The 13,981-nt window shown below is 70.2% G+C and carries 11 protein-coding genes; 3 read left to right on the plus strand and 8 right to left on the minus strand.

Annotated features, from left to right (window positions below; all coding sequences use genetic code 11):
• Nucleotides 1–64 precede the first annotated feature (64 nt).
• A complete protein-coding gene (locus ACQPWU_RS14585) occupies nucleotides 65–1,228 on the plus strand; it encodes an NAD(P)/FAD-dependent oxidoreductase (RefSeq protein WP_433440151.1) in 1,164 nt (387 codons plus the stop codon).
• Here ACQPWU_RS14585 and ACQPWU_RS14590 read toward each other — a convergent pair.
• Nucleotides 1,191–2,102 carry a M23 family metallopeptidase gene (locus ACQPWU_RS14590; protein WP_433440153.1) on the minus strand — a complete coding sequence of 304 codons (912 nt, stop codon included), beginning with the start codon at nucleotides 2,100–2,102 and terminating at the stop codon, nucleotides 1,191–1,193. The genes ACQPWU_RS14585 and ACQPWU_RS14590 overlap by 38 nt on opposite strands.
• Nucleotides 2,103–2,244: 142 nt before the next feature.
• Here ACQPWU_RS14590 and dnaG point away from each other — a divergent pair, with 142 nt between their 5' ends.
• Nucleotides 2,245–4,086, plus strand: a complete 1,842-nt coding sequence (gene dnaG / locus ACQPWU_RS14595; RefSeq protein ID WP_433440155.1) for a DNA primase — start codon at nucleotides 2,245–2,247, stop codon at nucleotides 4,084–4,086.
• Between the two features lie 447 nt (nucleotides 4,087–4,533).
• Nucleotides 4,534–5,637: an RNA polymerase sigma factor RpoD gene (rpoD, locus tag ACQPWU_RS14600; RefSeq protein ID WP_241563834.1), complete on the plus strand. Its 1,104-nt coding sequence runs from the start codon at nucleotides 4,534–4,536 to the stop codon at nucleotides 5,635–5,637.
• Between the two features lie 47 nt (nucleotides 5,638–5,684).
• On the opposite strand, the gene ACQPWU_RS14605 is transcribed toward rpoD, so the two are convergent.
• Genes ACQPWU_RS14605 through ACQPWU_RS14635 form a run of 7 tightly spaced genes read right to left on the minus strand, consistent with a single transcriptional unit; the run spans nucleotide 5,685 to nucleotide 13,936 of the window.
• A complete protein-coding gene (locus tag ACQPWU_RS14605; RefSeq protein WP_433440157.1) occupies nucleotides 5,685–6,491 on the minus strand; it encodes a transporter substrate-binding domain-containing protein in 807 nt (268 codons plus the stop codon).
• Complete coding sequence (locus ACQPWU_RS14610) at nucleotides 6,488–7,870, minus strand: hypothetical protein (protein ID WP_433440159.1); 1,383 nt, start codon at nucleotides 7,868–7,870, stop codon at nucleotides 6,488–6,490. Before ACQPWU_RS14610 ends, ACQPWU_RS14605 begins: the two co-directional genes overlap by 4 nt.
• Nucleotides 7,867–8,499 (minus strand): FHA domain-containing protein, encoded by a 633-nt coding sequence (locus tag ACQPWU_RS14615; protein WP_433440161.1) that lies wholly within the window; start codon nucleotides 8,497–8,499, stop codon nucleotides 7,867–7,869. Before ACQPWU_RS14615 ends, ACQPWU_RS14610 begins: the two co-directional genes overlap by 4 nt.
• On the minus strand, nucleotides 8,499–9,788 hold the full coding sequence (locus ACQPWU_RS14620; protein ID WP_433440163.1) for a vWA domain-containing protein: 1,290 nt from the start codon (nucleotides 9,786–9,788) through the stop codon (nucleotides 8,499–8,501). The genes ACQPWU_RS14615 and ACQPWU_RS14620 overlap by 1 nt, the downstream gene beginning before the upstream one ends.
• Nucleotides 9,781–10,656, minus strand: a complete 876-nt coding sequence (locus ACQPWU_RS14625; RefSeq protein WP_433445214.1) for a PP2C family serine/threonine-protein phosphatase — start codon at nucleotides 10,654–10,656, stop codon at nucleotides 9,781–9,783. The genes ACQPWU_RS14620 and ACQPWU_RS14625 overlap by 8 nt, the downstream gene beginning before the upstream one ends.
• Entirely contained in the window at nucleotides 10,656–12,773 is a 2,118-nt protein-coding gene (locus ACQPWU_RS14630; RefSeq protein ID WP_433440165.1) for a tetratricopeptide repeat protein, read from the minus strand. The genes ACQPWU_RS14625 and ACQPWU_RS14630 overlap by 1 nt, the downstream gene beginning before the upstream one ends.
• Complete coding sequence (locus tag ACQPWU_RS14635) at nucleotides 12,770–13,936, minus strand: hypothetical protein (protein WP_433440167.1); 1,167 nt, start codon at nucleotides 13,934–13,936, stop codon at nucleotides 12,770–12,772. Before ACQPWU_RS14635 ends, ACQPWU_RS14630 begins: the two co-directional genes overlap by 4 nt.
• Nucleotides 13,937–13,981: the final 45 nt, after the last annotated feature.

The raw sequence follows: 13,981 nt of genomic DNA on the forward strand, positions 1-13,981 counted from the left end.
AGCTTTCTCCATGAGCCTGGCCACCAGGCTTTTCCCATGACCCCGGCGGGCGGATACTGCGCCCATGGCCACATATGTGATCGTCGGCGCGGGACTTGCGGGAGCCAAGGCCGCGCAGACGCTACGCGAGGAAGGCTTCGACGGCGAGATCGTCCTGATCGGCGCCGAGCCAGAGCGGCCCTACGAGCGACCGCCCCTGTCCAAGGAGTACCTCCAGGGCAAGAGCGAACGAGACAAGATCTTCGTCCACGCCCCCGAGTGGTATGCGGACAACGGCGTGGATCTGCGGCTCGGCACCCGCGTCACCCGCATTGAGCCCGATCATCACCTGGTCAGGCTCGGCGACGGGTCGCGCCAGCCGTACGACAAGTTGCTCATCACGACCGGCGCCACCCCGAGACGCCTGCCGGGGCCCGCCCACTACCTGCGTACCGTCCAGGACAGCGAGGCACTCAAGGAACGCTTCGCCACCGCCGGCAGCGTGCTCATCGTCGGCGCGTCCTGGATCGGGCTGGAGACCGCGGCGGCCGCCCGTGCGGCGGGCTGCGAGGTCACCGTCGTCGAGCCCGAGCCCACCGCGCTCAACCGGGCGCTCGGTCACGAGCTCGGCGACCTGTTCGCGCGCCTGCACGCAGGCAAGGGCGTGGACCTGCGCTTCGGCACCGCCGCCGCCGAGATCACCGACACCGGCGTGCGGCTCAGCTCGGGCGAGCGGCTCGCCGCCGACCTCGTGGTGGTCGGCATCGGAGCCGTGCCCGAGGTCGGGCTGGCCCGCGAGGCCGGGCTTGACGTCGGCCAGGGCATCCTCACCGACGCCGCCCTGCGTACCTCACATCCCGACGTGTTCGCCGCCGGCGACGTGGCCGAACCCTTCCACCCCCTGTACGGGCGCCGCCTGCGCGTCGAGCACTGGAACAACGCCCTGCACGGTGGCCCGGCCGCCGCCAGGTCCATGCTCGGCCAGGACGTGGTCTACGACCTGATCCCGTACTTCTACACCGACCAGTACGAGCTGGGCATGGAGTTCTCCGGCGACATCGAGGGCTACGACGAGATCGTCTACCGCGGCGAGCCCGCGAGCCTGGAGTTCATCGCGTACTGGCTGCGCGGCGGCCGGGTGATCGCCGGCATGAACGTCAACACCTGGGACGTCGTGGACGAGATCCAGGAGCTCATCAGGTCAGGCGTCATCATCGACCAAAAGGAGCTATCGACGGGTTCACGGTGACCGTGCCGTCGTCGCGCTTCGGGCCCTGTGTCTTCCCGGCCTGCGGGGTCTTCTTCGACGCGCACTGCACGGTGCAGCTCGGCGTCTCGCCCAGCTTGCCGCGCAGTGCCAGCGTCTCCTCCCTGGGCGAGTACGTGCGGTTGCCGGACTGCCAGGCGTCGAGGTAGTCCCACGGCTTGACCATGCCCCTGCGTACCCACCAGAAGGCCGGGCCCGTCTTCCACGAGATCGCGAAGTAGAGATTGGGCCCGGTGTCGCGGGCGTTGCCCGACCTGCCCACCCGCCCCAGCAACTGGCCCGCCTTGACCCGGAGGCCCGGTTTGAGGCCGTCGGCGACCGAGTCGAGGTGGCCGCCGAGGTAACGCACGCCGTCGTCACCGATGATCGTGACGAACCTCCCCTCGCGGTCGGCCCCCACGTCCGTGGACGGTCGCCACTTGTTCTGGGTGTTCACCTCGTCCACGACGCCGCCGACCGGCGCCACGAACGCGCACCCCTGCCCGGCCCAGATCGTCGTCTTGGGCAGCACGAGCAGCTTGCGCTGGTAGGTCGTCTTGCAGCCCTTGACCGGGAACGTGTACTCGTACTTCGACAGCTTCGGCGGCGGCACCCTGACCGGGTCGTCACCCTTGGGCGGCTGCTCGGCCGCCTGTTGCTCCGCCGTCGGGCTGGGCGTCGCGGAGGTCGCCGGGCTCGTCGAGACCGCCGCGGGCGAGGCAGTGGCGGGTGGCGCGGTGGCGGGCGACTGGGCGCTGACCCCGGCCAGCCCGGTGGCCTGGGAGCAGGCAGCGGTCAGCAGCACAGCGCCCATGACGGCCGCCCATCGTCCGAGATGCCCCGATCGCATGATCTCCACCCGTGTCACCGTTTCCACCGACAACCTTTACCTTTGTAGCCGACGGAGGCACCTCGCAGAGCCGCTTTCCCCCTTTCGCAACCCACAGGTAATGCCCGTCTATCCCGTACCGCACCCGTACCGGCTGGAAGCGTCGGTGGGGCGGAATAGACTCACCGGCGTGGCTGGCCGGATCCGTGACGTCGACATCGCGCTCGTACGCGAGCGTTCACCCATCGCCGATGTGATCGGCGAGCACATCCAGTTGCGCAACGCGGGGGGCGGCAACCTCAAGGGCCTGTGCCCCTTCCACGACGAGAAGAGCCCGTCCTTCAACGTCACCCCCGAGCGCGGGATGTATTTCTGCTTCGGCTGCTCCGAGGGCGGCGACGTGATCACGTTCGTCGAGAAGATTGAGCACCTGTCGTTCGGTGAGGCGGTCGAGCGGCTGGCGCAGCGGGCCGGGATCCAGCTGCAGTACGAGCAGGGCGGTTACGTTCCCAGGCGCGACCACGGCGAGCGGGCCAGGCTGATCGAGGCGCACAAGGCGGCGGCCGAGTTCTACGCGGACAAGCTGCTCAAGCCCGACGCGGCGGCCGGGCGGCGGTTCCTGTCGGAGCGCGGGTTCGAGCGGGCCGACGCCGAGACGTTCGGTGTGGGATACGCGCCCGCCGAGTGGGAGGCGCTCACCCGCCATCTCCTGGGGCGCGGATTCACGGCCGAGGAGCTGGTCAAGGGCGGGCTGGCCAAGGAGGGGCGGCGGGGGCCCATCGACCGGTTCAGGGGGCGGCTGATCTGGCCGATCAGGGACGCGACGGGCGATGTGATCGGTTTTGGCGCACGGAAGTTGCTTGATTCCGATGATGGGCCGAAATATCTCAATACGCCTGACTCGCCGCTTTACAAGAAGAGCCAGGTGCTTTATGGGATTGATCTCGCCAAGCGGGAGATCTCCAAGCGGGCTCAGGCGGTGATCGTCGAGGGCTATACCGATGTGATGGCCTGCCATCTGGCCGGGGTGCCGACGGCGGTGGCCACGTGCGGCACGTCGTTCGGCGAGGAGCACATCAAGATCCTGCGCAGGTTCCTGCTCGACCAGGCCGAGTTCCGGGGCGAGGTGATCTTCACCTTCGACGGTGACGCGGCGGGCCAGAAGGCGGCGCTGCGGGCGTTCGCCGACGAGCAGAAGTTCGTCACGCAGACGTACGTCGCGGTGCAGGGCGACGGGCTCGACCCGTGCGACCTGCGCGTCAAGCAGGGCGACGCGGCCGTGCGGGATCTGATCGCGAGCAGGGAGCCGCTGTTCCAGTTCGCGATCAGGAGCACGATCTCCCGTTACGACCTGCGCAGCAACGAAGGCAAGATCGCCGCTCTGGACGCCGCCGCGCCGATCGTGGCCGGGATCAAGGACGTGGGGCTGCGTAAGCGGTACGCCATCGACCTGGACCGGTGGCTGGGCTTCATGGACGAGCGCTTCGTCATGCAGCGCATCGCCGAGGTGGGCGGGGCGCAGCAGGGGCGCCCACGGCGCGCGCCCAAGGCGGCGCCCGTCGATCCGAGCGTGCGGGTGGAGGGTGAGCTGCTCAAGCTGGCCGTGCAGCGTCCTGCGCTGCTGGGGCCCCGCTTCGACGCGCTCGATCCGCAGGCCTTCACGGCTCCCGACCACGTGATGCTGCACAAGGTCATCGTGGCCGCCGGTGGTGTGGCGGCGGGCGCCTACGGCGGTCGCGAGTGGGTGGACCTGCTGCTGGAGCACGCGCACGAGGAAGGGGCCCGGGTGCTGGTGACCCGGTTCGCGGTGGAGCCGATGCAGGCGGACGCACATGCCGAGGAGCGGTACGCCGGAGCCATGCTGGCGGCCATCGAGGCCATCGCGGTGGACCGGGCGATCGCGGCGGTGAAGTCGCGGATCCAGCGGCTCAATCCGGTGGAGGAGCAGCAGGAGTACAACAAGCTGTTCGGTGAGCTGGTGGCGCTGGAGCAGCAGCGCCGCGTCCTCCGCGACCGCGCCGCCGGGAGCTGACCGCCCGAGGCGGGCCGGCGGCAGGTGGGCCCCGCGCGTCCGTATCGATGTGAGGTCGCGGACGCGCACTGAACCCCCAAGAGCCGGGTGTTTCACGCCGGTGGTCGGTAACAGTTTGGCCGCGATCACAAGCCGCATACCAGAGTGGTTGACCAGGGAATCTGGCGCGGTCCAACGGGTGGCAAAGGTGCTGGACAACGACGTCAGGGCAGCGAAAGAGTTGCGTCCGGCCGGGGGGTGTCGCCGGGCGCCTGAAACCAGACCGCGTAATTGACTTTACTTTCCTGATCAAACTCCGGCCAAACCTAAAAGCGATCTCAATTCGGTAAGGACGATCGTCTTACCTTCGGTGACAAAAATGGGTCTGCCATTTGATGGAACCAATACTGCAGACTGTCTCCCGTGGGTGCATCGGTGCTGTCAAGCGGACCGCCATCGGTAGATCAGGTGGCGGACCTCGTCGCGAAGGGAAGGGAGCGCGGAAGCGTAACCGTCGATGACGTCGCAGCCGCGCTTGACCGGTCCGAGTTGCCGTCCGACGCGCTGGAACGCGTCGTGCGGATGCTCGCCGAGAACGGCGTGGAGGTCCTCGAGCCCCAGGGCGACGAGGAGTCCACCCGCGCCGATGAGGAAGACGTCGGCAAGCGGGCGCCGACCAGTGATCTGGTCCGTATATATCTACGGGAGATCGGCCGCGTGCCTTTGCTGACCGCAGAGGAGGAGGTGGAGCTCGCCAAGTCGATCGAAGCCGGCCTGTTCGCCGAGGACAAGCTGGCCAACGGGGTCTCGCGTCTGGCCTTCCCGGAGTTCAGGGAGCTCGTCTGGCAGGGCACTCGAGCCAAACAGCGGCTCATCGAAGCCAACCTCAGGCTCGTGGTGTCGATCGCCAAGCGGTACGTGGGCCGCGGCATGCTCTTCCTGGATCTGATCCAGGAGGGCAACCTCGGGCTCATCCGTGCGGTCGAGAAGTTCGACTACACGAAGGGCTACAAGTTCTCCACCTACGCGACCTGGTGGATCAGACAGGCGATCACTCGGGCCATCGCCGATCAGGCTCGTACGATCCGCATCCCCGTGCACATGGTGGAGACCATCAACAAGCTCGTACGGGTGCAACGCCAGCTCCACCAGGACCTCGGCCGCGAGCCGATCCCCGAGGAGATCGCCAAGGAGATGGACCTCCCTGTCGATCGCGTGGTGGAGATCCAGCGCATCGCCCAGGAGCCCGTGTCGCTGCAGTCGCCGATCGGTGAGGAGGACTCCGACCTCGGTGACTTCATCGAGGACGCCGACGCTGTCGTGCCCATGGAGGCCGCGGCCTTCATCATGCTGCAGGACCAGCTCGACGACATCCTGGCGACGCTGTCCGATCGCGAGCAGCGCATCATCCAGCTCCGCTTCGGCCTGGCCGACGGGCATCCACGCACGCTGGAGGAGGTGGGCAGGGAGTTCGGCGTCACGCGGGAGCGCATCCGGCAGATCGAGTCGAAGACCCTGGCCAAGCTCCGCCACCCGACCCGCGCACAGATGCTCAGGGACTACCTGGACTGATCCGAGCGAACGGGCCCGGGCGCGTGCCGCCCGGGCCTGTCCCATGTTCAGGAGCAGCCCTCGAACTGCGGCACCGCGATGGTCGACAGGTCCAGCCCCGCCTTGCCGAACCACCGGTGCAGCAGCTTGGCGGCCGTCCCGTCCTGGTACATGTCGGTGATCGCCCGGTTGACCGCCTCGCACCCCGGCACGTCGCTCTTGCGCATGCCCACCCCGGTACGCTGCTCGTTGAACTGCGCGTTGGCCAGCTTCAGCCCCGTGCCGTCCTGGGTGGCCAGCCCCGCCAGGATGACGTCGTTGGTGGTCACCGCGTCCACCTGGTTGCTCTTCAGCGCCGACAGGCACGCCTTGTAGTCGTCGAACGGCACGAGCTGCGCCGCCACCTCCCGCTCCTTCACGACCCGGTCGGCCGCGTTCGAGCCCTTGACGTTGCAGATCCTGCGGCCCTTGAGATCGCGCACGTTCTTGATCGTCTCGTCGGGCCGCTGCAGGATGTCCTGGTAGGAGATGTGGTACGGCCCCGCGAAGAGCACGTCCTTCTTGCGCTCCTGGTCGATCGTGAAGGTGGCCAGCACCAGGTCGGCCTTGCCGTCGGTGATCACCTTCTGCCGGTCGGCGGCCAGCACGGGGATGTAGGTGGCCTCCTTGTGCAGCTTGCGGGCGATGTAGGCGGCCACGTCCACGTCGAAGCCCTCGAACTTGCCGTCGGGCCGCTGGAAGCCGACCGACGGCAGGTCGGGGCGTACCGCGATGACGATCTTGTCCTTGTCCACGACCGACTCCTGCCCGTCGCTCCCGCAGCCCGCGACCGCCGTCGCGACCAGGGCCAGTACCACCACCAGCGCCCGCTTCACCGGTACTCCTTGAGTCGTGGCCACACGCCGGCTATCACCAGCAGGCCGATCCCGCCGATGGCGAAGGGCAGCAGCCGCCACAGGTTGTCCAGCGCGCCCTCTCCGCTGTCGATCGCGCGCGTGAACTGGGTCTGGTGCCTGGCGGACAGCGCCAGGAGCGCGCGGTCGTACGCGTCGAACGCCGTGGTCACCGGGCCGAGCCGCTCGGCGACCGCCTCGCTGGTCTTGCCGCTTGCCACCAGCTCCCGGAACTTGGTGTCGGAGGCCTGGAAGCTCCGGTACGCCTCCAGCGCGTCGGTGCCCTCACTGCCGACGAGCTCGGACCCCAGCAAGCCGAGGAAGTCCCTGGAGCCCTGGGCGACCTGGTCGTGGTAGGTACGCAGGTTGCCCGCCTTGAAGTAGACGACCGACATCGCCTTGTCCAGGAACGTGTGCTCGTAGGTGTCGGCCCACTCCTTGTCCAGCAGGTAGCGGCTTTCGTCGCCCTGCATGCTGTTGCTGATCGAACGCGCCTTGGCCAGCGTCAGCACCGAGTCGAACCCGGACGACTTGGCCTCGTGCAGCGCGGCCTCGTCCGTCCCGAGCACGTTCATCCCGGAGATCAGCGCGACCGCGGTCGTCACGGTCGCGACCAGCAGCGCCGGCCCGAAGACCCGGCGGAAGCGCCGCGCCAGGAAGACCTGCAGCCAGATCAGGCAGCCCAGCGCCAGCAGCCCGGCCAGCACCACCGCGACCCGCAGGAGCGGCACCATGACCGCCTTCTCGTCATAGGTCGCGCGCACGATCGTGCCGCTCTCCAAGGTCAGGTTGTACGCCTGGGGCAGCAGCTCGACCCGCATCAGCTTGGTGGCCTCGCGGTAGGTCAGCACCACCTCCTGCGGCGGCGGCCCGGGCGCGTGCTTGGACCGCTCGTCGAGCAGCAGCGCCTGGCCGGCCAGCCGTTCGTAGCGGCCCAGCCTGTCGAGCACCGACCGCACGGTCTCCCGCTCGGCCCTGGTGTCGGCCAGTGAGAGCGCCTGCATCAGCGCCTCGTTGGCCTTGGACCGCTGCTGCTCGTACCGGTCGAGCGCCTGCTGACGCTGCGGTGTGTACTGGTCGCCCATCACCAGTACGTTGGCCACCTGCGCGTCCATGTCGCTCAGGCCCAGGTAGAGGTCGGCGGTGGCGACCACCTGCGGTCCCGCGTCGCGCCCGATGACCTGCAGGCCCTCGCGGGCGCTCGTGCTGCCGACCGCGAGCGCCGCGAAGAGCAGGGCCAGCGAGGCGACGGCGACGCCGGTGATGACCCGGATCCTGCCCGGCACGCTCCGGCGCACGGGCGCAGAGGCGCCCTGGGCCTGCGCCACGGGCGCCTGGGGCTGGGACTGCACCAGGGTCATGGCGTGCCCTCCCTGATGGTGATGACGGTCCACGCGCCCAGGTGGATCTTGTCGCCGGCGCCGATCCTGACCGGCACGTTGACCTTGACGGGCTTGCCGTTCACCTGGGTGCCGTTGGCGGAGCCGGGGTCGACCAGCGTCCACGAGCCGTCCGGCTGCGCCAGCAGCACGGCGTGCAGGTGGGAGACGCCCGGGTCCTCCGGCGGCCCGGTCAGGTCGATCTCGGGGACCACGTTCCTGGCCCTGCTGCGCCGCCCGATGCGTACCTGCTCGCCGATGAGCGCGAACGAGCGCTCGGGGCAGTACGGCGGGAACGCCATCGCGGCCGCGTCTGGACCACCTTCGGCGACGACCTTTTCGTAGTACGTACGGTCGGCGGCGGTCACGGCCTCCCACTGGGCCCCGCGGCGCGGCAAGTTGGAGACGAGCTTGCTGGCGCCGGTGTAGTCGTGGCCGCACACCTCGCAGAACTGCCCGGCGCGCGGCGTCTGACAGACCGGGCACGACTCGGCCGCCGGCGCCGCGGCCTGGGCCTGGGATGGGGATGCGGGCGCGCCGGTCATCTGGGCGCCGCAGACGTCGCAGTATTCGTCGTCGCCCGACGCGTGGCCCTGCGGGCAAGTGGCCATCAGCTTCCTTCCTTGCGCAACCGGCTGGTACGGACGGAGCCCGTGTCGAGCTCGAGCTCGTCCGCCTTGTCCACGTTCCTGCGCAGCCTGGCCGTGCCGGTGGCCGGATCGACCTCGACCACCCTCTCCAGCAGCCTGGCGGTGTCCTCGCGCCCCGACTGGGTGGCCAGCTCCTTGGCCTTGGCCAGACGTGCGGTCGCGGTGTCGACGTCGCCCATCGCCCTGGCGCTGAGCCCGTCCTGAATGAGCTCGTGCAGCTCGGCCTGGCCGGTGTAGTGGGCGACCTTGTTGTTGATCCGGGTGGACTGCGCCAGGTCGTCGGTCCATTGGGCGAGCACGTTCCCGCTGGCCAGGACCTCCTGGGTGTCAGGGCGTACGAGCTTGACCCAGCCGGCCCTGATCTCGTGGCCGATCTGCCCCGGCGGCACCTCCACGCAGATGTGATATTCGCGCTCCTCGGAGCCCCACGAGCCGGTCGGGTAGTCGCCGGTCAGCGGGTTCACGTCGTTGCGCTTGCCGGTCAGGTCGAGCAGCGTGGGGGAGACCTGCTTGACGAACTTCAGCGTGGCGGTCTGCGGCACCCACACCCGCAGCGACAGCTCGGCCACGGTCTTGCTCATCGACGCCTGCGTCAGCCTGCGGAAGAACTCGGACAGATCCCCCTGGTTCCGTACGAAGTCGAACGTGCCGAGCATCGCCTCCGAGACCTTCCGCAGCTCGGCTGGCACCCAGTCCTCACCGATCCCCAGGGAGTCGCACACGAACTTGCCGCTCCAGCCCGCCAGCACGGAGGCGAACACGTCGGGGCGCTCGTTGTTCTGGCCGTCGGTCATCAGCAGCGCGTGCCTGATCGCCGACGGGTGCGCCGACAACAGGTGGCCCGCCAGTTTCAACCACTCGCCCATGGCGGTGCCGCCGTGCGCGGACAACCGGCTGATCGCCCGCTCGGCCTCGGCCCTGGTGGCCGGACCGGCCTTGACCAGGTTGGCGTTGCCGCCCGGGTAGATCACCTTGGCCCGCTCCGTGCCCGCGATCACCGCGAAGTGGACCCCGTCACGCAGGGTGTGCACGGCGGTCGCGGCCGCCTGCCTGGCCTCGCGGATCTTGCTGCCGCTCATCGAGCCGGACGTGTCAATGATGATCACTTCGGCGGCCTCCGCGACCGCGGACTGCGTGGTCACGACGCCGCCCGTGGAGCCGACCGTGAGGATGGCGTGCACCTCGCGGCCGTCGGTCGAGAGGTACTTGTTCTGGTCGATGGTCAGGGTGAAAGTGGGCTGGTCACCCATGCGTTACTCCTAGGGGGATCAAGGCAATGGTCACGTTGTCCTGGCCGCCGGAGTCGAGCGCGTGGCGCAGCATCTCGCGGGCCATCTCGATGGGGGTCCCGGTGCTGGGGAAGGCGTAGCCGTCCAGGTAGCGCCACAGGCCGTCGCTGCAGACGAGCAGCAGGCCGGGCTCCTCCGGGGTGAGGGTGCGTACGTGGAGCGCGACGTCGACGGCGTCGGCGCCGAGCCAGGCGGTGATCTCGCCGGTCTCGACCGCGTCGTCCACGGTCAGCAGGGCGCTGTGCCTGATCGCGGAGCCTTGCCCGGGGGCCGGCAGCCAGTAGGCCCGGGTGTCGCCGGCCCAGCTGAGCGTGATCCGGCCCCGCTCGACGACGGCGGCGACGTACGTGCTGGCGGGCGCGTCGTTCACGGACGTGGCCAGCTTGGCCACCGCCCGGCCGGCCAGGTCGAACGCCTCCTCCTGCGGCAGCCCCCTGGCCAGCGCGGCGGAGGCGGTCTCGACGGCCACCGCGGACGCCTCGTCGGCCCTGGGCGAGCTGCCCACGCCGTCGCAGACCACGGTCACGATCGCCTCTCCGGACCCGAGCAGGGCCATCGCGTCCTCGTTGCGGCTGCGGCGCAGCCCCTTGTCCGTGACGGCCGCCGCGCCGCCGTCGAGCACGATCTCCGCGTGGTCCCTGCCGGTGGGCTGGCGCAGGCCGCAGCGCTCGCAGTAGCCCTCCGCGTCCACGGCGGGCGCGCCGCACGACGCGCAGGCCGGCGCGCCCAGGGCGTGCCCGCACGCCTCGCAGTAGGTGTCGCCCTCCAGCACGGGCGCCTCGCACACAGGGCAGATCATGGCGCCCTTCTGCCGAGCCTCCGGATCCATCACAGCCACGTCCTCGGTCGTACGGCATTCGCCTGGTCGATGAGCGCGTGGCGCTCCTGACGCGACTCGGCCGCGACCGCCAGCTTGCGGTAGATCGACTCGAGCTGCCTGCGCAGCCCCACCTCGGTCAGCGGCGCGCCGGCCAGTTGCGCGTCCTTCGGCGGTGAGTTCGTCTTGAGCCAGGCCAGCGCCGACGTGAGCAGCTCGGCGGTGAGCACGTCGCGGCGGCGCGGGTCGAGGCCGGACTGCCTGGACAGCCGATCGGCCGCGCCCACCAGGTCATCCGTGACGAGCACGCCCAGGTCCGGCCGCCGGACGACGGAGATCGCCTGCGCCACCTGCGCCGGCATCCGGTAGATCGAATGGGCGGGCACCTCGTCCAGCACGCTCATCCTGCCCGACCTGGCCAGCCCGAAAGCCGCGCTCACGTAGGAGTGATCGGTCCGCCAGACGCCTTCGTACCAGGTGGCCGCCGGCTTGCCCGCGCACTCCAGCGCGAACGCCAGCGCCAGCTTCGGCGCCAGCTCGCCGGGCAGCGCCGACAGGCACCAGTCGAACATCGACACGGCCTGGTCGAGCTGCCGCGTGGCCAGCGACAGCACCCCGCGGTACCAGTTCACGCGCCAGTCGCCCGGCAGCTCCTTCTCCAGCTCGCTCAGCACGACCGGGGCCTCGGCCGCGCCCTCCTCCGCCAGCAGCCTGGCCCGCATCAGCTTCGTCTCGGGCGTCTGCGGCATCGCGGCGAGCTGGTCGATCAGCTCCTTGCTGTCGCGGCCGAGCAGGCCGGCCAGCGCGCCCGCCGCCGGGTCGGCCGGATCGACCAGCGGCACCGGCAGCGCGCCCGCGACCGAGGCCGGGTCGAGCCGGCCGAACACCTCGCCGGCGTCCTCCGACAGCGCCGTGCCCACCGCGGACCGCTCGGGCCCGAACATCGGCGAGGGAGCCGGGTACGGCACGCCGTCCTGGAGGGCGCTCACCTCCCGCAGCACCCCGACGAGCTGCTCCTCCATCTCCTCCGCGCTCTGGAACCTGTCGGCCGGATTGACGGCGGTCGCCTTACGCAGCAGCCGGGTGAACGACGGGTGCCCGCAATCGTCGGGCAGTGGCGCGGCCACGCCGTTGGCATACGGGACGAAGCCCGGGACGGCCAGCACCGCCAGCGTCCTGGCCACGGTGTAGAGGTCGGCGGTGGCCGCGGCGGCATGGCTCTCCACCTCGGGGCCGTGGTAGCCGGGCGTGGCCCACCCGGCGCCCGGCGGCGAGCCGATGGGCAGCACGGCGCCCAGGTCGATGAGCTTGAGCCGCTTGCCGACCCTGATCACGTTGGCCGGCTTGAGGTCGCAGTAGACCATGCCGTGCTCGTGCAGGTAGGCGAACGCCTGCAGGATCTCCCGGCCGTACATGAGGGTCTCGCGCAGCGGCAGCGGGCCCTGGCGGCGCAGCTCGTGGAGGGACTGGCCGCCCACGTACTCCATGACGATGTAGCCGAAGCCGCCGGAGCGCTGGAAGTTGAGAATCTTGACGATGTTGGGGTGGTCGACTGTGGTGAGGAACTTCCGCTCCGCCTCCGCCGCCGCCAGCGCCTCGGCGTCGTTGGTGTTGAGCAGGCCCTTGAGCACCACCCACATGCCGTCGAGGTTCTCGTCGGAGGCCAGGTAGATCCAGCCCAGCCCACCGTGTGCCAGGCAGCCCAGCACCCGGTACTGACCCGCCACCAGGTCGTCCTTGCCCAGCTTGGGGGTGAAGGAGAACTGGGTGCGGCAGTGCGGGCAGAACCCGTCCGTCAGCCCGGCCCGCCCCTCTCTGGACCGGCCGACCTTCTCCCCGCACGCCGGGTTGGCGCAGAACCGCTTCTCCTCGGGCACCACGGGGTCGGCCATGACGGCCGTGGTCGGGTCGCGGTAGGGCACCGACGGCAGATCGGCGATGGTGGCCAGCCTGCCGGCCCGCGACCTGCCGCTGCTCACCGGCGAGGTGACCGACCTGCTCACCGGCTGAGTCTGGAGCGGGACGGAGGGCTGGGAGGGAGGCGCGGGCGCGCCGGCCGAGTGGCCGCACAGGTCGCAGTATCCGTCCTCGATCGTGCCCGTGCAGCCGGGCTGCGCGCAGCGGGTCATCCCTTACCTCCGTGTATCGCGCGCTGGTACGTCTCGACGGCCGCCGCCGCCTTCGTCAGGTCGCAGGGCGCGCTCCACAGCAGCACGCGCGCCCGTTCGAACAGCTCGGAGGCCGCGGGGTCCTCCGCCAGGCCCTTGCGCACCGCCATCACCTGGCAGGCGCCGAGCCGCCCGCGCAGCTCGTCACGCCTGCCGACCAGGCCGTAGAGCGCCTTGGCCGTGGCCAGCGACTGCTCGGCTGCCTTGCGGGCCTCCTCCTCCAGCCCCGCCAGCCGCTTGGCCCGCAGCACCCAGGTATCGGCCGAGGCGTCGAGCGCGTCCAGCTCGGCGGCCAGTGATTCGGCCCGGCTCCGCGGCTGGGCCTGCGGCGGCAGGGCGATCTTGACGACGACCGCGCCGTGGGCCAGCCTGGCCTCGCTCTCGGCCGCCCGGACCCGGTCGAGCGCGGCCACGAGATCTTCCCTGCGCCTGCCGTACTCGGCCTTGACGGTGAGAGCCAGCTCCAGCTCCGTGCGGGAGCCGGCCAGCAGCCGGGCCAGCCGGTCGAGGTCCTGCTCGACGGACGCGCCGAGCGGGTCTTCGAGGACCGAGGCACGCAGCCGCTTCAGCTCGGCCTCCTGCGCCGCGAGGTCGGCGCCCTCACCGAGCTCGCGTTCGAGGTCGCGGACGTGGCGCAGGTCGCTGTCGGCGCCGTCGAGGCGGGGCAGGACGGTGTTCCACACGGCGTCGATGTCATTGAGGGCGGACGTGACCTCGCGGAAGGCGGCGTCCATCCGTGTCACGGTCTGGTCGAGGGTCAGCCGTTCGTCCTGCTGGGGGAGCAGCGAGCGCTGTTCGACCGGCTTGGCGACGGTCCGCAGCACCACGGAGGTGCCCGCGAGCAGCTCGGTCAGCTCCTCCAGCTGCTCGGCGCCCAGCTTGGAGCGGGCGGCCCTGATCTGCTCGGCGTCGCGTAACACGGCCCGGTACGCGTCGTTCAGCGACCACAGCGCGGCCAGCGACTCCTGCGCCGCAGCCCATCTCCGCTGGGTCGCCCCGCGTAAGGAGGCTCCCTTGAGCAGCTGGTAGGTGGTGTGGGATTCGAGATCGAGCAGGTCACCGGAGATACGGTCGCGTTCGTCGGTGCGAGCGCGCAGGGCGTGCTCCACGCCCTCCCTGCTCATAGGTGGTCCCAGGCTCATCACGCTCCCCGTGAAGCGGGCCCCCGA

This window comes from Nonomuraea sp. CA-141351 (assembly GCF_050944675.1).
GTDB lineage: Bacteria > Actinomycetota > Actinomycetes > Streptosporangiales > Streptosporangiaceae > Nonomuraea.